This window comes from Pontibacter sp. FD36, from assembly GCF_015686655.1.
Classification (GTDB): Bacteria; Bacteroidota; Bacteroidia; order Cytophagales; family Hymenobacteraceae; genus Pontibacter.
In genome coordinates, this window is sequence record NZ_JADPMP010000001.1 from 211,783 (window position 1) to 230,905 (window position 19,123).

General features: G+C 50.6%; 20 protein-coding genes. 4 read left to right on the forward strand and 16 right to left on the reverse strand.

What is annotated here, in order from left to right; translation table 11 throughout:
• Positions 1 to 197: 197 nt before the first annotated feature.
• The 7 genes from I0P70_RS00890 to I0P70_RS00920 form a co-directional block, all read right to left on the reverse strand.
• Entirely contained in the window at positions 198 to 1,121 is a 924-nt protein-coding gene (locus I0P70_RS00890; protein WP_196114330.1) for an aspartate carbamoyltransferase catalytic subunit, read from the reverse strand.
• Positions 1,122 to 1,128: 7 nt separating this feature from the next.
• The gene (gene pyrR, locus I0P70_RS00895; RefSeq protein WP_196114331.1) at positions 1,129 to 1,677 is read right to left on the reverse strand and encodes a bifunctional pyr operon transcriptional regulator/uracil phosphoribosyltransferase PyrR; all 549 of its coding nucleotides are present in this window, start codon (positions 1,675 to 1,677) and stop codon (positions 1,129 to 1,131) included.
• Between the two features lie 245 nt (positions 1,678 to 1,922).
• Complete coding sequence (locus I0P70_RS00900; protein WP_196114332.1) at positions 1,923 to 3,401, reverse strand: hypothetical protein; 1,479 nt, start codon at positions 3,399 to 3,401, stop codon at positions 1,923 to 1,925.
• A 106-nt stretch (positions 3,402 to 3,507) separates the two neighbouring features.
• Complete coding sequence (locus I0P70_RS00905) at positions 3,508 to 3,912, reverse strand: EVE domain-containing protein (RefSeq protein ID WP_196114333.1); 405 nt, start codon at positions 3,910 to 3,912, stop codon at positions 3,508 to 3,510.
• Positions 3,913 to 3,947: 35 nt separating this feature from the next.
• A complete protein-coding gene (locus I0P70_RS00910; RefSeq protein ID WP_196114334.1) occupies positions 3,948 to 4,154 on the reverse strand; it encodes a hypothetical protein in 207 nt (68 codons plus the stop codon).
• Between the two features lie 9 nt (positions 4,155 to 4,163).
• Entirely contained in the window at positions 4,164 to 4,388 is a 225-nt protein-coding gene (locus tag I0P70_RS00915; protein WP_196114335.1) for a hypothetical protein, read from the reverse strand.
• Between the two features lie 20 nt (positions 4,389 to 4,408).
• Positions 4,409 to 4,807, reverse strand: a complete 399-nt coding sequence (locus I0P70_RS00920) for a hypothetical protein (protein ID WP_196114336.1) — start codon at positions 4,805 to 4,807, stop codon at positions 4,409 to 4,411.
• 117 nt (positions 4,808 to 4,924) lie between these two features.
• Between I0P70_RS00920 and polX the strand changes: the two genes are divergently transcribed.
• The gene (gene polX / locus I0P70_RS00925) at positions 4,925 to 6,670 is read left to right on the forward strand and encodes a DNA polymerase/3'-5' exonuclease PolX (protein WP_196114337.1); all 1,746 of its coding nucleotides are present in this window, start codon (positions 4,925 to 4,927) and stop codon (positions 6,668 to 6,670) included.
• A 3-nt stretch (positions 6,671 to 6,673) separates the two neighbouring features.
• Entirely contained in the window at positions 6,674 to 7,666 is a 993-nt protein-coding gene (locus I0P70_RS00930; protein ID WP_196114338.1) for a glycosyltransferase family 9 protein, read from the forward strand.
• A 105-nt stretch (positions 7,667 to 7,771) separates the two neighbouring features.
• Here I0P70_RS00930 and I0P70_RS00935 read toward each other — a convergent pair whose 3' ends face one another.
• The 3 genes from I0P70_RS00935 to I0P70_RS00945 are packed head-to-tail and all read right to left on the reverse strand — an operon-like array spanning position 7,772 to position 11,590.
• Positions 7,772 to 8,722 (reverse strand): TraB/GumN family protein, encoded by a 951-nt coding sequence (locus tag I0P70_RS00935; protein WP_196114339.1) that lies wholly within the window; start codon positions 8,720 to 8,722, stop codon positions 7,772 to 7,774.
• 46 nt (positions 8,723 to 8,768) lie between these two features.
• Positions 8,769 to 10,481: an IPT/TIG domain-containing protein gene (locus I0P70_RS00940; protein ID WP_196114340.1), complete on the reverse strand. Its 1,713-nt coding sequence runs from the start codon at positions 10,479 to 10,481 to the stop codon at positions 8,769 to 8,771.
• Positions 10,478 to 11,590: an outer membrane beta-barrel protein gene (locus tag I0P70_RS00945; protein WP_196114341.1), complete on the reverse strand. Its 1,113-nt coding sequence runs from the start codon at positions 11,588 to 11,590 to the stop codon at positions 10,478 to 10,480. Before I0P70_RS00945 ends, I0P70_RS00940 begins: the two co-directional genes overlap by 4 nt.
• Positions 11,591 to 11,698: 108 nt before the next feature.
• Between I0P70_RS00945 and I0P70_RS00950 the strand changes: the two genes are divergently transcribed.
• Entirely contained in the window at positions 11,699 to 12,115 is a 417-nt protein-coding gene (locus I0P70_RS00950) for a hypothetical protein (RefSeq protein ID WP_196114342.1), read from the forward strand.
• A 152-nt stretch (positions 12,116 to 12,267) separates the two neighbouring features.
• Here I0P70_RS00950 and serS read toward each other — a convergent pair whose 3' ends face one another.
• A complete protein-coding gene (gene serS, locus I0P70_RS00955) occupies positions 12,268 to 13,542 on the reverse strand; it encodes a serine--tRNA ligase (RefSeq protein ID WP_196114343.1) in 1,275 nt (424 codons plus the stop codon).
• Positions 13,543 to 13,823: 281 nt separating this feature from the next.
• Between serS and rho the strand changes: the two genes are divergently transcribed.
• Positions 13,824 to 15,620: a transcription termination factor Rho gene (rho, locus tag I0P70_RS00960; RefSeq protein ID WP_196114344.1), complete on the forward strand. Its 1,797-nt coding sequence runs from the start codon at positions 13,824 to 13,826 to the stop codon at positions 15,618 to 15,620.
• A 138-nt stretch (positions 15,621 to 15,758) separates the two neighbouring features.
• On the opposite strand, the gene I0P70_RS00965 is transcribed toward rho, so the two are convergent.
• From I0P70_RS00965 to I0P70_RS00985, 5 genes are all read right to left on the reverse strand, one after another.
• Complete coding sequence (locus I0P70_RS00965) at positions 15,759 to 16,232, reverse strand: hypothetical protein (protein WP_196114345.1); 474 nt, start codon at positions 16,230 to 16,232, stop codon at positions 15,759 to 15,761.
• Positions 16,233 to 16,300: 68 nt separating this feature from the next.
• Complete coding sequence (locus I0P70_RS00970; RefSeq protein WP_196114346.1) at positions 16,301 to 17,206, reverse strand: UbiA family prenyltransferase; 906 nt, start codon at positions 17,204 to 17,206, stop codon at positions 16,301 to 16,303.
• A gap of 3 nt (positions 17,207 to 17,209) precedes the next feature.
• Positions 17,210 to 18,028, reverse strand: coding sequence for a class I SAM-dependent methyltransferase (locus I0P70_RS00975; protein ID WP_196114347.1), 819 nt, complete (start codon positions 18,026 to 18,028; stop codon positions 17,210 to 17,212).
• Between the two features lie 24 nt (positions 18,029 to 18,052).
• Positions 18,053 to 18,514 carry a YciI family protein gene (locus I0P70_RS00980; RefSeq protein ID WP_196114348.1) on the reverse strand — a complete coding sequence of 154 codons (462 nt, stop codon included), beginning with the start codon at positions 18,512 to 18,514 and terminating at the stop codon, positions 18,053 to 18,055.
• A 20-nt stretch (positions 18,515 to 18,534) separates the two neighbouring features.
• Positions 18,535 to 19,047, reverse strand: coding sequence for a hypothetical protein (locus I0P70_RS00985; RefSeq protein ID WP_196114349.1), 513 nt, complete (start codon positions 19,045 to 19,047; stop codon positions 18,535 to 18,537).
• Between the last annotated feature and the right edge of the window lie 76 nt (positions 19,048 to 19,123).

The window sequence follows — 19,123 nt, forward strand, 5'->3', positions numbered from 1 at the left end:
GCATACGGTGCCCGCCGCACAGGCGAAGCTATGAAACAACTAAGGTTGCTATACCTATAAAAGTACAATTATACCTAGGCCAGAGGCCCCACCATAGTAGACACGAGCGAGGACGCTCGCGCCATGACGAGAAAGTTATAGAATAGCCGAGCACCCCTACACCTGTAGAACCCCTGCTAAAACCACAATGAAAAATTTTACTTCTTAGATGCCAATAAGTATAGCACCGCCATACGGATGGCGACACCATTCTCTACCTGGTTCAGAATGATAGAATGGTGCGAGTCAGCTGCATCGGAACTCAGTTCTACACCGCGGTTGATAGGGCCGGGGTGCATGAGCACGATCTCCTTGTCGAGGCTCTCGAGCATTTTCTTGTCGATGCCATAATAGAGCGTATACTCACGGAGGGATGGGAAATATTTCATCTGCTGGCGTTCCAGCTGAATGCGCAGCACATTGGCTACATCGCACCAGGCGAGGGCTTTGCGCACATCAAATTCGACCTTTACGCCTAACTCTCTGATGTACTTAGGAAGCAGCGTTACGGGGCCGCAGACCATTACTTCGGCACCAAGTTTTTGCAGGGCAAATATGTTGGAGAGGGCCACACGCGAATGAAGGATATCTCCGATGATCACCACTTTTTTTCCTGCTACATCACCGAGCTTTTCGCGGATGGAGAAAGAATCGAGCAGGGCCTGGGTAGGGTGTTCGTGGGTGCCATCGCCGGCATTCACGATGTTAGCATCTATGTGGCGGCTCAGGAAATGCGGTGCTCCCGGGCTGGAGTGGCGCATGACGATCATATCCACCTTCATGGCCAGGATGTTGTTCACCGTATCGAGCAGGGTTTCACCTTTCTTAACGGAGCTACTGCTGGATGAGAAGTTGATCACATCAGCAGAGAGCCTCTTCTCGGCCAGCTCAAACGAAAGACGGGTGCGGGTGGAATTCTCGAAAAAGACGTTGGCAATGGTAATGTCACGCAGCGAGGGCACTTTCTTGATAGGCCGGTTCAAAACATCTTTAAAATTGTCAGCAGTCTCGAAAATGAGTTGAATGTCTTCTGCTGTGATGTCTTTGATGCCGAGTAGATGCCGGACGCTGAGCTCTTGCATGGGTGCTTTATTCTTCGTTTTTGGTCACTAACCAGATATTGTCTTCTTGCGTGTCGGACCCTTGCCACTCCACCAGCACCCGCTGCGATTGCAGGGAGTTGACGCGCCGGCCCACATAAGTTGGCTCAATGGGCAGGTGGCGGCTGTAAAGGCGATCAATGAGCACCAGCAGCTCCACATTAGCAGGGCGCCCGAATGAGATCATGGCATCCATTGCAGCTCTCACGGAGCGACCGGTATAGAGTACATCGTCTACCAGGATTACCTTTTTACCTTCGATCAAAAAGTCGATGTGCGTGGCGTTGGCGGCCAGGGGCGTTTCTCTTCTTCTAAAATCGTCGCGGTGGAAAGTGGTGTCGAGGTAGCCGGTAGGAACCGTAGTGCCCAGGATGGTTTTCAGCGTACTCTGAATACGTTGCGCCACCTGGCGTCCGCGGGGTTGTAATCCGATGATAACGGAATCAGAAAAGTCGCCATGGTTCTCGATGAGCTGGTGGCAAAGGCGCATCACCATGATCTCGAGCAACTGGTGGTTTACGATGAGTCTTTTCTGCATGGCCTGGGGGTCTTGGTTGCAAATATAGGATGTTCGGCTGAATTGTTAAATTGTTAGATAGCTAAATGGCTAAATTGTTGAATTGTTAAATTATTGAAATACCTTTTCTGAAGCAGGTAAGAAGAAACTCCTAAACGAAAGGTATGTGAAGCCCGCACAGAACTTAAGAGCAGGTATAGCCGCAATTCACTAAGTGAGCCCTGTAACGCTCAACAATTTAACAATCCAACGATTTAACTCTTCAATCAAAATGAAATCTTGTTGATGTAGAACACATTGCGGTTGGGACCATTGGGGTTGCGTATGCGCTGGAAACCGAAGGCGGCAAAATGGGAACCATACCAGCGGATCAATCCTGGCATATCTGTGGTGAGGATTTTCTCTTCTTTTTCGTAGGGCAGGAGCTCCACAGAGGTTTCTTTATCTGTAAACTTGTTCTGCTCCATTTGGCGGTACACGACCTTGCCGCGATCAGGGTAGGCCATCACGACGCGTCCATCCGGTAGTCCGGCGACCTCCACGGCATGTGTGAGATCAGGCGTTAGCACATCACGAAGCGGGAAGGTGTTGTCCCACAGCAGGATGCCATCCCGGTCAAAACCCAAAGCAATGGCGTGCGTGCGCTTGTAAGCCTGTGCAACCCGTTCCAGCCCTCTGACCCGACTGTCAAAGTAGCCACTGCTGTTACGATACTGAGGGAAGTAAACCTCCGCAGCCAGTACATATCCGTTGGGTGTCGGTATCAAATCGTGCAGGAGCATGCGGTAGCGCTGCAGCGGTTCCTTGCCGGCGGCAATACGGGCAAACTCACGTTTGCGGGTGCGCTCTTCACGACGGGGCTTCATGTACTTAAAGAAATTCTGAAGATCCAGCAGCGAGTAAAACTCACCTTCCACGATTTTGGAGATGACAGGCGCCGTGAAAAAGCCCTGAACAAATCGAAGATCCCGTACGCCATACGTGCCGATGAGCATACGGGAGAGCGTGTCGCCGGGGGTGATCTCAGCGTTGAGCAAACTTTTGTCCTGAGGCTGAAGGATAAAGTAGTTCTGCTGCAGCTTGCCTTCGGAGTCAAAGCTTTTCACCTGCAGGCGCGATATCCGGCGGTTGGTTTCGGCCAGCACCACATCTACACGGCCGTGCACATGGTCGGTATGCAGGTCTGAGAAAGAAGACTCGTCGCCGTAGAGTGCGGGCAGCATCACGGGCTGTGGTTTCTCAGGGTCCAGGTATAGCAGGCTTGGCTTTGTGTCGTAGCTGTTGCCGGTGATCAGGAAATGATTGCCGCGCAGTACATTGAGTTCATAGATATACTCTGCCTTTTCGAGCACGACCTCGCTCTTGGTCAGAGCGCCACTGCCCAGGTGTAGCCGCACAAAGGTATAGAGTGTCGGTTTGGCCGCCTGAAAGATAAGGTAGGTATAAGGAGCCTCGGTATAGTGGCGTATGAATTCAAACTCAGACTTCAGGTCGATCTTGCTGGTCCATACCCGTTCCAGCTGCGTGTCGTATTTCTCCAGCGTAAAGTCAGGCTCCTTTGCCCAGCTGTCGGATTTGCGGCTGTAGACAAGCAGGCTGCTGTCTGGCAGGGCCATCACCTCTACACGGCTGTTTTCGAGCTCGTAGGGTAGCTCCAGGCGCACAGGCTGGCTAGGCTCCTGAGCCCATAGCAGGGCAGGTGCCAGCACAGCAAAGCAGAACAGCAAAGGGCGCAGGTATAGCATGTTACAATCTCGGGCTGCCGGCTGGCAGAAGGTATAAGGCAGTTAAATGCTTTGTACTCTTTTTTGTAAAGTAACGTTGTGCCTGCGTGCGGCAAGCCACCCCGGATTAGTTACCCAGGGCAAGTAGCACGTCAAACTCCTCCGCTTTGAGCGGCATCACCGACAGGCGTGACTGGCGCAGCAGAGCAATATTCTCGAGGCGCGGATCTTTCTTGATCTGGTCCAAAGTAACGGGGTCCCTGAAGTCACGCTCGGGCACTAGGTCTACCGCCATCCACTTCGGGTCGTCGGCGGATGGGTCAGGGTAAGCGGCTTTGTCCACTTTGGCCATGCCCACGATCGCTTTTTCAGATACACTGTGGTAAAACAGCACCAGGTCGCCGGGCTGCATTTGCTGCAGGTTGTTGCGAGCCTGGTAATTACGAACGCCGTCCCAGCAGGCACGACCTTCTTTTACAAATCTGGCCCAGGAATAGGCCTCAGGTTCTGATTTTACTAACCAGTATTGCATGTGTAAGGTATAGGTAAAAGAAAGTGATATTCAGTTTAAGCGGCATGTTTTTCCGGCTGACCGGTTCGCCTCAGGTAAATAGCCACTTCGCCAATAAGCAGCCCGATCAGGAATCCCCCTGTGAAGCTGGCAAAGATGCTCGGCACATAATCAGTGTAGACAATGACAGCCGTAGCGATCAGCATCAGCAGCATGATCATCAGTCTTGTTTTGCGGGGTAAGCTGGCGAAGGTATATTTCATGTTTTAAAACTAAGCTTCGTTTTTACGATGGCTGCGTCTTCGCAGGTAGAGCGCGACTTCGCCTATTACGATGGCAAGCAGGAGCCCTCCTGCAAAACCTCTGGAGAAATCTGCCAGACCTTTTGAGTACCCTGCAAAATTATCCGAGTAAGTCATTGCAGCCGCTACGAGTAGCAGCACCGCATAGGTGATCAGGCGTGCTTTAAGGGAGAATTTCTCTAAGGGCTTTTCCATGATGCTCTGTCTTCAAAATGCTAGTCCTGCACATCAGGTGTTACTCTTACCTTGAGCACACTGTCCTTCAGCGACACCACTTCCATGGTATAGCGCTGCTCTGGGTGTCCATTGCCCTGAATGTGTACCAGGATGGTATTCTTGTCTTTGTATTCCCAGATGCCGAGATGTTCTTCCAGTCCATCAGCAGGGGCAATTACATACTGTTTGGCCACGCCTTCGGGCTCCAGCGCAAAGCCGGTACGACCTCTTGAGGGTGGAAAGTCATAGGTGTTGGGGCGGTACACAAGCACCTCATCCTCATCCTCTTCATAAGAATGTAGCCAGGTTTGACCCAGGAGTTCGGCCTCTGCCTTTTTACGGCAGGTGTTAGCCAGCAGCATGAGGCACAAAACGCATAACAGCGAAGCGTATTTCATATTTCTTGTTTGTATGCTTCTTTCAGAAAAAGCTAAATATATAGCTAAGATAGGGATTTCCTGCTTTATATAGAAGCCCCATTATATAAAAGGCCGCCGGGCAGTGGTGGCAAAGGTATGGCGGCTTTTTCTATCTTTGTACTTATACACAACACTGCCTTGGAAAATAAGAAAATCATAAAGCTGTTTAAGCTGGCCGCCGAGCTCATGGAGCTGCACGATGAGAATCCGTTTAAGGTACGCTCGTACGTGAACGGTGCCGCTGCGCTGGAACTGGTAGAAGAGCCGCTTGAAACTAAAAGTCAGGCCGAACTGGAAGGTATAACAGGGGTGGGCAAGAGCATTGCCGCCCGCGTAATCGAGATAAAAGAAACCGGCTCTTTCACCGAACTGGACCAGCTGCTGTCTGTAACACCACCGGGTGTGGTAGAGATGCTGCGTATCAAGGGCATCGGTCCAAAAAAGGTGCGTAACCTTTGGAAAGAGCTGGGAGCGGAAACGGTAGAGGAATTACTGGACGCCTGTGAGCAGGATAAAGTGAGCAAGCTGAAAGGCTTCGGTGCCAAGACACAGGAAAATATCAAACAGGCGCTGCTCTTTACACAGCAGAACCGTGGCAAACTGCTGTTTGCAGAAGCTGAGCCAGCTGCCCAGGCTTTGCTGGAGCAGGTACAGCAGGCATTGCCTCGTGCTGAAGTAGCCCTGGCTGGCGATGTGCGCCGCTACATGGAGATCGTGGAGAAACTGGAGCTGGTTATCGGAACAGAAGACCCAGCGGAAGCAGAAGCAACTCTGAACCAACTGGACGAGCTGCAGCAGGACGAGCTGATCTCCGGCCCCATGGTATGGCGCGGCAAGCACAGCCTGAGTGGTTTGAACACAGAGATTCGCTTTGCCAATCCGGCTAACTTTCAGAACGAGCTGTTCATCCGCTCTGCCTCGCAGGAACACTTGACCCAGGTATTTGCCGCCAATAAGAACATGCTTACTGTGGCCCGTGAAGGCAGCCACAGTTCCGAAGAGGATATTTATGCCTCGGCAGGTATGGCCTACATTGTGCCGGAACTACGGGAGGGCACCAACGAGCTGCAGCTGGCCATGGAAAACAAGCTTCCGAAGCTACTGGAGGTTTCCGACCTGAAAGGCATTCTGCACAACCACAGCACCTACTCCGACGGCGCCCACACCCTGGAGCAAATGGCTACCTACTGCCACGACATGGGCTACCAGTATTTAGGTATATCTGACCATAGCAAGACGGCCGCTTATGCCGGTGGTTTGCGCGAAGGCGATGTGCTGCGCCAACAGAAGGAGATTGATGAACTGAACCAGAAACTGGCTCCTTTTAAGATATTCAAAGGTATAGAGTCGGATATTCTGGGTGATGGCTCCCTGGACTATGAAGAGGACATTCTGAAATCGTTCGACTTCATTGTAGCCAGTATCCACAGCAACCTCAACATGGACGAGCAGAAGGCCACTTCACGCCTGATCACAGCCATCGAGAATCCTTACACGACCATGCTCGGTCACCCGACCGGCCGCCTGTTGCTGCGCCGCGAAGGCTACCCGATCAATCACAAAATGGTGATCGACGCCTGCGCTGCCAACAACGTCATCATCGAAATCAACTCAAACCCCTGGCGCCTCGACATTGACTGGCGTTGGGTGGCTTATGCGCTGGAGAAGGGTGTGATGCTGAGCATCAACCCGGATGCCCACCACACCAGCGGCTACGACGACATGCGCTACGGCGTGCTGGTCGGTCGCAAAGGCGGACTAACAAAGGAGATGACCTTCAATGCGAAGTCGGCGGAGGAAGTGGAAGCTTATTTCAAAGCCCGGAAGGAGAAGATAAAGTAACGAATGCCGAAAATACTCATTCTCCGTTTTTCCTCTATCGGCGATATTGTGCTGACAACCCCGGTGGTGCGCTGCATTAAGCAGCAGGTGCCGGGAGCAGAGGTGCATTATTGCACCAAGCAGGGTTTTAGAGGTATACTGGAGCCTAATCCCTACATCGATAAGGTACACACGCTGAGCGGCAGCCTGAATGAACTGGTGCAGCTGCTCAAGGCCGAAAACTTCGACTTTGTAGTGGACCTGCACAACAACCTGCGCACGCGCATTATCAAAACAAGACTGGGTAAGCCCTCCAAGAGCTTCGATAAGCTCAACTACGAGAAGTGGCTGATGGTGAACCTGAAGGTGAATCGTCTGCCTGACGTGCATATTGTAAACCGCTACCTGGCTGCTGCGGCGCCGCTCGGTATACAGGACGACGGCAAGGGGCTGGACTACTTTATACCTGCCGATGCCGAAGTAGATATCAACACCCTTCCGGAGCCTTTCCGGCAGGGGTATGCAGCCTTTGCCATCGGGGCGCAGCACTATACCAAACGACTCCCCACGGAGCGCATCATCGAACTGTGTGCGGATCTCAAACAGCCCATCATCCTGCTAGGTGGCAAAGAAGACGCTGCTACAGGTGATGAAATAGCCGCCTACATACAGGCTGCGGACGATTCGCAGGGAACAGTCATTTTCAACGCCTGCGGCAGGTATAGCCTGGCTGGTTCGGCCTCACTGGTGCGGCAGGCAAAGCAGGTAGTGAGTCACGACACGGGGCTGATGCACATTGCGGCGGCTTTTCAAAAAGACATCATCAGCGTATGGGGCAACACCATACCTGAGTTTGGCATGTACCCTTTCCGGACCAGGTATAAGGTGCTGGAGGTAAACGGGCTGCCCTGCCGGCCCTGCTCCAAAATAGGGTATAGCAAGTGCCCCAAAGGTCATTTCAGGTGTATGCACGATATTGATTTCAGCGCCATCGACCGGCAACCTTTTAAGGTATAGCACAGACTGACTGGAGATCAGGAAGGTATAAAACAGTATCGCCCGCGCAGGTATAAACTTGCGCGGGCGATGTATTTCAGGTATAGCTATACCTGAGGAGTTAATTTACTGGAGGGGTTTTACGGTATAGCCGGCTCTCTGTAGCAGCTGCAGCAGGCCGTTTTCGCCAGGCAGGTGCAGAGCGCCTACTGCGATAAAAGTAGACTGCTCTTTCATGATGGCTGGCAGTTTCGTCATCCAGTCTTTGTTGCGGTCGTCTGTCATGTAGGCCATGTCGCCACCACCCGTTAGTTCGTTGTAATCATTGGAGAGTTTCCACATACCTGCCAGGTCTTTGTCGAAGTACAGCTGCACGAGTTTGTCCGACATCTTCATGGCGGCTTCTTTGTTTTTCACATATGCCACAAGCTGCTCTGCCTGCTTGTCCAGTGGGTGGTGATTGTAAAGCAGGTCAAACTGCTGCTCCATGGTCTCGAGCGTGCTCACCTTCTTTTTGCTTTTCTTGTTGTAGCTGGCAAAGTACATATCGAGCGGCTGGCCTGTGTATTCTTTTAGCACTTCCATACGCTGGTAGTCTTTCAGAGAAAGCATTAGCAGCAGTGTCATCGGCTTCATCTGGTCGGCCATGCTCAGCTCAAACCCAAATTGGGTCTTTATTTCCTCGTTTACCAATGCGTAGTCCTCTTTGCTCAGCAGGTTCGATAGTTTGTTGTCCGGCATGACCATTTTGGCTCCTAACTGCATCATTTTAGCCGAATCGATCTCTGTTTCCACCACTACGCCGCGGCTTTCCATAAAGCGCTCCATCACCTCCGGCACCGTATTCAGGAAGCTGGCGTTGAGCAGGTGGTACGTGCCGTATAGGTATGAGGGCTGCTTTAAGCCATTACCGCTGATCTCCCAAAGCAGTGACTTGGCAGCGGTAACAGGCTGTGCCTGGGTAGTAGTGGCTTTGGCAGGTTTTGATTTTACTTTCTGGGCCTGGCTAAGGGTAGGAGATAGCAGCAGCGCAACTAACAGGATGCAAAGGCTGGTAATTTTGTTTTTGTAATTCATGCTTAATGGTTTAAAATAGAAGTAATGTCAATCACAGAGGTATGATCTACCTATTCTGGTAGTAATATAAAGTGGAGGAGCAGCTGCCAAATGACCCTACATATAACTTGTCGCCATAGGAAAAGCCGGAGTACTGCTCGCTACTCACGCAACCAGGGTAAACGGCTACTCTTTCCCATTTTTTCTGTTCCTCACTGAAACGCAACAAGGCTTTGTCGCCCTTCGCGCTGATTGCATAGCCGGTTCCCTGGTGGGTGAAAACTCTGAAAGGACCGTTTAAGGTACTTTCCTCAGGCATAACCGCTACCTGCGACCAACTGTCTTGCTGTGCATTGTATAGCCAGGTGGCGTTACCCACTACTGTGTATGCTTTCCCGTTGATCACAAAGCCGGAGCCGTTGTAGTTGTTCCGGAAAGGGTTGAGCGCCTTTACCTCTTCTGTTGCCGGATCATAGCGCCAGAGCGTTGTGTTACTGTTGGTGTTACGGCCTCCGAAGAAGTAGATATAGCCATCATGTGTAAAGCTGCTGGCGTCGGAAACGCCGAAGGTCAGGCCTTTCTTCTGCAACCAGCTTTTGCTGCTGATGTCGTACTCCCATACTGACATAAAAATGGTATAATACTGATAGTTTCCCCCGATAAGGTATACCTTGTCACCAACCTTATGCAGCGCAGAGCCATTGCGAGCCTGTCCAGGGAAAGCGCCTTCATTGCGCCAGACAGCAGTTTCCACTTCGTAACTTATCATGCGATCATAGGCAAAAAAATACGCTTTTCCTCCCGAAATGAAGGAAGGTATGTGCGCTGTGGTGGCTGGAACAGAAGTGGGTTTGACTGAAGCAGCCATGAAACCTGACTCCATGGTATAAGAATAAGCTAAAACTGCCGTCTTGTTTCCCCGGTTGACAGATACAGTCAGTGCTTTGTCATACAGATCCGGTGTGATTACCGGTACCTTCACCTTGATCTCTGTGTCTGTTACTGAGACTATGGTTGCTGATTTTCCTCCAATATTCACATAAGGTCCCCAACCGGAGTAGCTTAAGTTTTTGCCATAAATACTCAACTCGCCACCGGGCATTCCCTTGTCAGGCGAGATATGGGTAATCTGTGGGCCAATAATCTCAAACTCCTCTTTAGCTGTCGTTTGCTCACCATGTGCAGTTACGGTTATTGGGAAAGTCCCCGAATACGTCACCCTAGGTGTTATTATCGTAATGCTGTCGGGGTGCGCGGAGACGACATATGCCTGTGTCTCTCCGATGCTCACTTTTACTAAGCTTCTATCGTTGCTAAAGTTTTGACCATAGATAGTGACAGTACTATTGTCCTCCGCTGCTTTTGGGCTGAAGCTATGGATAACCGGTGCAGCTGTATTCAGACTTTTGAATGCTAAGGCCGTTCCATACGTGGTGTTCTGGCCATGTTTGGCATAGGCCTGTATCCTGTAGTTATATCCCTTCACGAGCCCATGCGTCAACCTGGTCTCAAACTCGCCGGTGACAGCAGAAGTACCTACCACCTTCTTTATAATACTCTTGTCATTGTTTATAGCAGTGTACTCAAACCCATACTCGGTCACTGGCTCATTGCCGAGGCTGACGATCTCGCCTTTCACGAATGCCCCGGTACTATCAGGTGTAACCTTCAGTGTTCTCAGGATAGGATAACGCTGTGCCTCCGGAAAGTCCTTTTCTTTGGCGCAGCCATGCAGCAGCGTCAGCAGGAGAATAAAAGACAATAATTTCAGCTGCCTCATAGGTTGAATCGGATTGTAGTAGAAAGGTTGTTAATGGAATAGTCTTCGGCGAATACATGGCCGGTACTGAGCCCAAGACTGACATAGTTTTTGGGTAGATAGAAGTACTGTAATCCCGCGCCGGCCATTACGCCAAAGTTTGCTTTTTGCAACCGGAATATATCCTCATATTCATGCAGACTGGTCGTATTGCTTTTGTGCTTTGCCTCCAGGACTTTGTTAGACTGCTCTACCGCATACAATAATTCAGCTCCACCCTCAGCATAGAAAGAGACTTTGTTGCCGTTGAAGTAATAGCGGGGTATAACAGATAGCCTTAGGAAGTCAAGGGTCAGTTTCATGTGCTGGTCCAGAGAAGTGCTGGTCAGTGCTGCCGCAAAGTCCATTTTGCCATAGCTCAGTTGACTGATAATGCTCAGATTGTTAAAATCCCAAACGGGGGCCTCAACAAATGCTCCTACCTCTACATTTTCTGATGTTATGCTATAATCACCAAACCCATTTTCAGGAAAGGCATCTGTTTTGATCTGTATGGAAGAGCGGTTGAAACTGGCCGTACCACCGAAGCTGAACATGGACATTCTCGCATTTCGACCTTTGTTGATGTTGCGGGTATAGTAACGAAGGGACTGTTCAGACAGCCTGACACGTGGTAGCTGCCGCTGCCAGAAAGTTGAGTTGGCGGCATGCTGCCTCAGGTTAGACTGCAGGTTCTCCTTTGTAAGCTGGGTGAAATCGTTCTTCTCAAAGTAATACTGTTTCCCATTCTCCCCACGTATCGCGTATAAATTAAGCTCACCTCCTGTAATGGTTTTTAGGAATACATGGCGCATCTCTCCAAAGTAGGTCACCTTCCGGGCGACAAACTTCGTGCTGTCACTATACCCAAATTCTGTTAAATCCCCGGCAGTGTATGTCTCGAGTGGGTTTTTTTTCGATTTTTGATACTCAACCTGGAAGGGCTTTCTCGGATCAAACTGTATATACCCATCTGTATAAACAGTGTCACCCTGCACGATGTAGCCTCGTGACTGAGCCCTGGAAGAAGACCAGCCCAGAAGAAGCACAAAAAGCAGGGAGAGGGTAAAGCAACTAATTTTGCTGTTCATTGAATAGGAAGTAGGAAATCGGAGTGATTTTGAGATAAATTTGCGAGACTAAAAATAGGTATAATATTATATAGTTTTTTAGCCGAACAGATTAATTAATTTAAGGAGATGGCGAAATACAATTTGACATGGCAGGCATCTGACGCGCAATTACTGGAGGCTTTGTTGCTGGCAACAGGAGGCGAGGGAGGTGCTACGCTGCAGGATGTTTTGCTGATGGGTGACGCTGTCGATGGCACCGTTTATTCTCTGGAAGAAGTAACAGAGGGATTGGAGAAACTCACTGCTGTTGGTTGTGTCACGGTACAGAAAAATAAGCTATCCTTGTCGCCTGAATTTCTGGAAGAGTATGAACAGGTTACATTGGACGAAGGGCTAGGGGAGGAGTCTGCCCGGCCTTTGGAAAAGCTACTCCATCAGAAGGCGATTTCAACGGAGGCGATAGAGCAGGTACGGGCTAATGTTCTGAAGAAGTACAAGATAAAAAACTACTATCAGCAGTACCTGGAGCAGTATGGAGGCTAGTGTACTAAGCTGAAAAAAATGTCGCTTTACAGATGTGCCAACTTAATTAAATCCTAAGTAGTGTAAAGGCATGTATTGACCTGAAAATAAACAGAAAAGCCGCTGGGAATCCAGCGGCTTTTCTGTTTATATGCTATTCAATAAGTAGCGTATTAGCTAATTTTCTCAAAGCCCAGGTATGGGTGCAGCACCTTCGGCATGTTGATACCATCCGGCGTCTGGTTATTTTCCAAAATAGCAGCTACGATACGCGGCAAGGCCAGGGCACTACCATTGAGCGTGTGCAGCAACTGTGTTTTGCCTGACTCGGTTTTGTAACGCAGTTTCAAGCGGTTAGACTGGTAGGTCTCAAAGTTAGAGGCAGAGCTTACTTCCAGCCAGCGGTTCTGAGCAGTAGAGTATACCTCCATGTCATAAGTCAAGGCAGAGGTGAAGCCCATGTCGCCGCCGCACAGGCGCAGCACACGGTATGGCAGCTCCAGCTTTTGCAGCAAACCCTGGATGTAACTGCTCATATCCTCCAGCGCTTCATAAGATTTCTCTGGAAGCGTAATCTGTACAATCTCTACCTTGTCAAACTGGTGCAGGCGGTTCAGTCCGCGCACGTCGGCACCCCACGATCCTGCCTCTCTTCTGAAGCAGGGCGTATGGCCTGTATTTTTGATCGGCAGCTGCTCCACCGGCACAATCACATCACGGTAAAGGTTCGTGATCGGCACCTCGGCAGTCGGGATCAGGTATAGGTTGTCTTCTGTGGCATGGTACATCTGGCCGTCTTTGTCAGGCAACTGACCGGTGCCGTAACCAGAGGCTTCGTTCACCAAAATAGGTGGCTGCACTTCCATATAACCAGCTTTCATGGCCTCGTCCAGGAAGAAGTTGATGAGCGCGCGCTGCAGGCGGGCTCCTTGCTTCTTATACACCGGAAAACCAGCGCCTGATATTTTGTTGCCTAGCTCGAAATCGATGATGTCGTATTGCTGGATCAGCTCCCAATGTGGCAGGGCGCCTTCATGCAATTGCGGAATTTCACCGTGTTGGAGAACTACTTCATTGTCTTCCGCTGTTCTACCTTCAGGAACACTTGCATGCGGAAGGTTCGGCAACTTGTATAGTGCTTGCTGTATTTGCTCTTCGATGGCAGATAGCTGCTCAGCCAGCGATTTAGTCTGCTGCTTTAACTCGGATGTTTCTGCTTTATAGGCCTCGGCTTTTTCGCGGTCGCCGTTTTTCATCAGTATACCGATCTCTTTAGAGATTGCATTGGCACGGGCCTGCAGGTCATCGTGCTGGCTCTGCACCTGTCGGCGCTGCTGGTCAAGAGCTACAATGGCTTCCACTTCCTGAGCGGCATTTTTGTAGTTTTTCTTGGTAAGTCCAGCTACCACCAGCTCTGTCTGCTCTCTTAAAACGTTTAGCTGTAGCATAATTTGGGTCTTTGTATAGCTGCAAAAATATACTTTTTTAGGTTGTAAGCGGCATTTACAAAATCTTTTAAGGAAAAACTGAAACATTTTCAACAAAAACTCCGCTAATATTTGTTAATTAATAAGCATTGCAATAACATTGCAGTGCAATTTATGGCAGGCCCTTTCCTGAGCCGCACAAAACTCTGTCGCATTCATTCATTTTCCGAATTATAAGTAAAGCTCTCGCTGCGTTCGCCCAAGCGTGCCAAGCAGGTTAATTTAACTACCATACCACATTTATGTACAAAATTGAAGAATTGAAAGATAGGCTTCTTTCAGAACTCAAGGAAATTGCAGAAGACCTGGGTGTCAAGAATTTCAAGAAACTCAGCAAACAGGATCTGGTTTACAAAATCCTTGATCAGCAAGCCATAACCCCTCCCGAACAATTGCCGAAAAAAGTAAAGTCCTCCCCTAGCACAGCCGCCGTAAGCGAAACAGAAGCTACTGAAAACACAATTACTACCAGCGAAGAGCAACCGGCACCTGCCCCCGCAGCGCCAACCGAACGAAGACCTGCCCGCGAAGCAGCCCGCCGCGAACAAACCAGCCCGACTTTAGTACAACAGCCGGCACCAACCAAGGACCATGGTCCGCAGCGTGAGCGCACAACAGCCCGTCGCGACAACCGCAACGAAGGCGGCAATCCGCGTGAGCAGCGTCAGGAGCCGCGTGCCGAGCGCACAGAAGCACGTCCTGAGCGTACTGAGAGACCTGAACGTACAGAGAGAGCAGAACGTGTTGAGAGAACGGAGCAGCGTCCTGAGCGCACCGAGAGAAGCGATAATCGCGCAGAACAGCGTGAGCAGCGCCCTGAGGTAGGTAACCGCAGCGATAGCCGCAACGAACAGAACCGTGGTGGTGACAATTTCCCGCGCCGCCAGCAACATGCGGCCGCAAACAGCAATAACTTCCGTGAGTTTGACGGAATAATCCTAAATGAAGGTGTATTGGAGCTGATGCAGGATGGCTACGGCTTCCTTCGCTCTACGCATTACAATTATTTAGCATCTCCGGATGATATCTATGTGTCTCCATCGCAGATCAAATTGTTTGGTCTAAAGACTGGTGATACTGTGAAAGGGCAGATCCGTCCACCGAAAGAAGGGGAGAAGTACTTTGCCCTGCTTAAAGTGGATTCTGTGAATGGACGTACCACGGAGGAAATCCGCGATCGTATTCCTTTCCAGCACCTGACGCCGCTTTTCCCGGAAGAGCGTCTAAAACTTACCACCAGACCTAGCCAGCTTTCAACTCGAATTCTGGACCTGTTTGCCCCAATCGGTAAAGGCCAGCGTGGTATGATCGTGGCACAGCCAAAAACAGGTAAAACGGTGTTGCTGAAAGAGATCGCCAATGCGATATCTGAAAATCACCCGGAAGTGTACCTGATGATCCTGCTCATAGACGAGCGCCCTGAAGAGGTAACCGACATGGCCCGCAGCGTAAGAGCGGAGGTAATTGCCTCTACTTTCGACGAAACTGCTGAGCGCCACGTGAAGGTGTCGAGCATTGTTCTGGACAAGGCCAAGCGTATGGTAGAGTGCGGCCACGACGTAGTGATCCTGCTCGACTCTATTACACGTCTGGCACGTGCCTACAACACGGTAGTCCCTTCGTCAGGTAAGATCCTGTCAGGTGGTGTGGATGCCAACGCACTGCACAAGCCGAAGCGCTTTTTCGGTGCTGCCCGTAATGTAGAAAACGGCGGCTCCCTGACTATCATCGCCACCGCCCTGATTGACACAGGTTCTAAGATGGACGAGGTAATCTTCGAAGAATTTAAAGGTACCGGTAACATGGAACTGCAGTTGGACCGCAAACTGGCCAATCGCAGAATCTATCCAGCTATCGACGTGCCTGCATCCGGCACACGCCGCGAAGACCTACTCATGGATCGCGACGAACTCAACCGCATCTGGATCCTGCGCAAGTTTATGTCCGATATGAACTCCGTGGAAGCCATGGAATTCCTGAAAGACAGAATGCAGGGTACCAAGAGCAACGAAGAGTTCCTGATTTCGATGAACGGATAGGAAGCTCTGCATAAAATCAAAAAGCCCCTGTTGCCATCAAGCAACAGGGGCTTTTTGATTTTATGTGAAATCGAAATGGAACAGTTATAGTTCAATAATAAATCACTCATTCACTCAATCAGAAATCACTCAATTCCCTTAACTCCAAAAAGGATAATCAGGGGTAGCCAGCAGGTAGACGGTATAGGTGAGCACCACACCATACACGATGTGCGCAAAGATGAGCGTGATCAGGTAAGTGCGGAGAGAAATGAGAGGTGGCCTGGGGTGTACCAGGAAAAACAGATACCAGATAAACATCGCCATCAGGCCATGCGCCAGGCCAAAGAGAAAGCCCCATGAAGCGTTAATGAGGCCTACCTCTGAGTGCCATAGCGCAATGTAGAACAGCGCAAAAATGATCCCGACCAGGTAATGCGCGACTGTGCCATATACCTTGGTGCTGGTTGCCATGGAGAGGGAGCCGTCGGGTTGGGTGCGGTTGGTGAGCATGGTGCCTAGGATCCGGATCACCTTCATAACACGATGCGTCACAAACGAGAGCAGGTATAGAAAGGCAGTCATGGCGGCGGTAGCGGCAACGCCACCTATTACAGCGTAGAGTAGTTTCATAGTGCGACGGTTTTTGCTGTTATACGAAATCAGGCTGTGTAGTTACTGAGGAACAGCCGATATGAGCTTTAGCCACTATACATGGAGCGCAGCAGCAGTATCAGAAAAAAAGCCAGGCTGATGCAGAGCGATGAAATCTTGTTCATGCGCATCGTATTCTCGAAGTTCACTTCTTTTGAGTTCTGCCACGACTTCCGTACCCAATTCAGGAAAAAGTAGGAGATAGGAGCCGTGCAAAGCAGAAAAACCAAAATGCTGAGCAGTTGTCCCAGCGCCAGGTATAGCCCGATCAGTAAGGCCGCTCCCAGGCCCAGCGCTATACCTGCAAATACGAAGGTGCCCCGTATACCTAGCAGCAAACTCAGTGTTTTGTCACCACGCTCACTGTCTTCCTGATGCTGATAAATTTGAGTAAGCGGATAAGAGCCACAGAGAAAGAGCGTACTGACCAGGGCAAATAGAATATTCAGCGATTGCCAGATGAGTTCAAGGTCAAGATCGGCCCCGACCTGTACCATCAGAAAAGTAAAGGCGCCCTGAAATACCGTGACAACCAGCGTGCTGATAACCGGGTATTTCTTGAGCCGGATGTCCCGATCGCTGTAGGCCTTAGAAACCAGCAAGTATAGCGCGACCATCAAGGCAAACAGCGGCGATAGCAAAAAGCTGAGCAGCAAGGCCAGCACGTCAAATAACAGCACCAGGTGAAAAAGCTCCTGCGTGACTTTGGGTGGTCTCCGGAGTCCGCCAATACTGCCTTCGTCGCGGTCGTGGTATGAGTTGTAACCGTTGCTGGCAGGGTATACCAATATGTGTAAAATGAAGAAGACAGCGGCGGCCCGCCACAAGGTATAGCCATCCGTTACACTCATCGCAAACCAGTAGACCGGCATCAGGTATACCGAAAATGGAATTCGCATCAGGGTCAGGGCACTGCTGTATTTTCCGATAACAGGTATAGCCAGTGGTTTCATCTTTTACTTGTTTACAGGGTAGCCTAGCAGGTAAATGACTTGTTTGCCCGGTCCGCTTCCCACTATGCCGCTGCGCCAGGTATAGCCGGGCGGAGTATCGACGCGGGCCAGCAGCTCGTCCAGCATCTGGGGGTTGTACAGTCTGAAAAGCGACACCAGTCCATCCCAAAGTATACCTAACGGGATGATTGGTATTAGGTACGTGAACAGTAGCCGACTAAGTTTAAAAGGGCGGATAAAAGGTGTTACTAGCAGGATAATGATCGGGAAGGTAAGCAGAAAGATGATCAGTTCGGCCCAGGTCTTGCCACCTCCTTCAAAGATGCCAATAGGCGCCCTTTGATCGGCTGCATTCTGCAAAATGGCCACGGCCTGCTGTGGTCTGAAATGGTGAAAAGAGGAAAAGATAGTGCGTACTCCTTTTATTTGAGGAGGTACATTCGTCGCATCAACAGGAGAGGCAATGAAATCGATCATCCCGCCGGACTCGGCTTGCAGAAACTCATAAGCCCCTATGTTGGGGTACCTGTCAGATAAGGTGACACGCACAGGCTCACCCATGCGCTGGCTCAGTGCTTCGCGTATACCTGCTATGCCACCACCGGCACCAGAGCAAAGGTCAGTGAAGTGTGTCTGGTCGCTGCGACGGAGCAGATCTTCCAGCAGAGGTATAGCCGGGCCGTAAGCGCCAAGCTTTGAGATCATGAAGCGCAGGAAGTCGAGCATGCCCTGGCGGAAAATGTGCGGAAACCAGGGCTGGTCTTCTAGCTCAAATAGGTGCAGGCGAAAGTTCAAGGGCAGCAGCGATTGTTTTGTTCGCATACTGCCCGATGCCTATAAAAGTTGCTACGGAAGCGTCGTGCCACGCTGGCTCATCCAGGGGTGCAGTTCCATGATCAGCTTGCCGGCCTTTACAGCGGGATCTGCTTCGGTCAATGCCTTTGCCTCTTCCAGCGTAGCCACATCAAAGATGAAAATGCCGCGAAGCTCGCCATTGTCCAAAAACGGACCAGCCATCACCAGTTTTCCTTCAGCGGCCATCTTGCGGATGTGTGCCATGTGCCCGCGCTGGATGGTATTCACCTCAGCCGTGTCGGTTGGTTGGTAAGGACCTTTCTTGAGCAGTGCCATGTAATAGGTCTTCATCTGGCTCATGTCGGTCAACTCTTGCTGTTTAGGAGCTTCCTGTGCTTTGGCAGAAGGAGCCTTTTTTGTGGCAGGCTTTGTTTTGGATTGAGCCTGAGTAGCCAGCGTGCACCCGAGGCAAAGTGCCAGGGTTATACCTGTGGTTTGTAGCAGTTTTTTCATAAGGTTAAAGGTATAGAAACTCATTTACTTTCTACAACTCCTGCTGCCCCAGCCCCAATGCTGAAATTATCACCAGCATTGCTGAACAGCTGCCAGTATTCTTCCTGTGGCTTACCCAGGTCAGGCGTTAACACAAGTCGGTCACCATTCACAAAAGTCAGGGCTATACCGTAGGCGTCCCTTATTTCCGTGCTTTCCACAGCCAGAGCCTGGCTACTGATTACCAGCCCCTGCAGGCGCTGGTCGCGGAGGTTAGCGCCAGGTACTTTCCAGTCAAACTTGGGCGAGGGCAGGCCGGGCTCACGCTTGCGCATGAATACTTCATTGTGCTTAATGGTGTCGCCGTTGGCCAGCTCGAAAGTCCAGGGGCAGTTTACGGCGAGGGTGTAGAGGCCCACGTCCAAAATCAATCCTTGCGGGGTAGTGTAGCTGGTTTTGCCGAAGTGGAAGTACTGCACCAGTTCGTTGCGGGTAGTCTTGGTCAGCGGCAAACCCTTGATCTTGTCGAAAGCTGCCTGTTGTTGCTCTTGCATGGAGGTATAGGTAATACTATGCGCAAAGATAGGCAGGGCCCGTCAAAGTTATAACAGCTTCTGTATATCACTGACT

What these genes read in the sequence shown, in the direction of transcription:
- I0P70_RS00940 (WP_196114340.1), bottom strand. Translation starts at nt 10,481, where the DNA reads ATGAGGCAGCTGAAATTATTGTCTTTTATTCTCCTGCTGACGCTGCTG.
- I0P70_RS00930 (WP_196114338.1), top strand. Translation starts at nt 6,674, where the DNA reads ATGCCGAAAATACTCATTCTCCGTTTTTCCTCTATCGGCGATATTGTG.
- I0P70_RS00910 (WP_196114334.1), bottom strand. Translation starts at nt 4,154, where the DNA reads ATGAAATATACCTTCGCCAGCTTACCCCGCAAAACAAGACTGATGATC.
- I0P70_RS00945 (WP_196114341.1), bottom strand. Translation starts at nt 11,590, where the DNA reads ATGAACAGCAAAATTAGTTGCTTTACCCTCTCCCTGCTTTTTGTGCTT.
- I0P70_RS00965 (WP_196114345.1), bottom strand. Translation starts at nt 16,232, where the DNA reads ATGAAACTACTCTACGCTGTAATAGGTGGCGTTGCCGCTACCGCCGCC.
- I0P70_RS00975 (WP_196114347.1), bottom strand. Translation starts at nt 18,028, where the DNA reads ATGCGAACAAAACAATCGCTGCTGCCCTTGAACTTTCGCCTGCACCTA.
- rho (WP_196114344.1), top strand. Translation starts at nt 13,824, where the DNA reads ATGTACAAAATTGAAGAATTGAAAGATAGGCTTCTTTCAGAACTCAAG.
- I0P70_RS00985 (WP_196114349.1), bottom strand. Translation starts at nt 19,047, where the DNA reads ATGCAAGAGCAACAACAGGCAGCTTTCGACAAGATCAAGGGTTTGCCG.
- I0P70_RS00900 (WP_196114332.1), bottom strand. Translation starts at nt 3,401, where the DNA reads ATGCTATACCTGCGCCCTTTGCTGTTCTGCTTTGCTGTGCTGGCACCT.
- I0P70_RS00950 (WP_196114342.1), top strand. Translation starts at nt 11,699, where the DNA reads ATGGCGAAATACAATTTGACATGGCAGGCATCTGACGCGCAATTACTG.
- polX (WP_196114337.1), top strand. Translation starts at nt 4,925, where the DNA reads ATGGCGGCTTTTTCTATCTTTGTACTTATACACAACACTGCCTTGGAA.
- I0P70_RS00920 (WP_196114336.1), bottom strand. Translation starts at nt 4,807, where the DNA reads ATGAAATACGCTTCGCTGTTATGCGTTTTGTGCCTCATGCTGCTGGCT.
- serS (WP_196114343.1), bottom strand. Translation starts at nt 13,542, where the DNA reads ATGCTACAGCTAAACGTTTTAAGAGAGCAGACAGAGCTGGTGGTAGCT.
- pyrR (WP_196114331.1), bottom strand. Translation starts at nt 1,677, where the DNA reads ATGCAGAAAAGACTCATCGTAAACCACCAGTTGCTCGAGATCATGGTG.
- I0P70_RS00890 (WP_196114330.1), bottom strand. Translation starts at nt 1,121, where the DNA reads ATGCAAGAGCTCAGCGTCCGGCATCTACTCGGCATCAAAGACATCACA.
- I0P70_RS00980 (WP_196114348.1), bottom strand. Translation starts at nt 18,514, where the DNA reads ATGAAAAAACTGCTACAAACCACAGGTATAACCCTGGCACTTTGCCTC.
- I0P70_RS00935 (WP_196114339.1), bottom strand. Translation starts at nt 8,722, where the DNA reads ATGAATTACAAAAACAAAATTACCAGCCTTTGCATCCTGTTAGTTGCG.
- I0P70_RS00905 (WP_196114333.1), bottom strand. Translation starts at nt 3,912, where the DNA reads ATGCAATACTGGTTAGTAAAATCAGAACCTGAGGCCTATTCCTGGGCC.
- I0P70_RS00970 (WP_196114346.1), bottom strand. Translation starts at nt 17,206, where the DNA reads ATGAAACCACTGGCTATACCTGTTATCGGAAAATACAGCAGTGCCCTG.
- I0P70_RS00915 (WP_196114335.1), bottom strand. Translation starts at nt 4,388, where the DNA reads ATGGAAAAGCCCTTAGAGAAATTCTCCCTTAAAGCACGCCTGATCACC.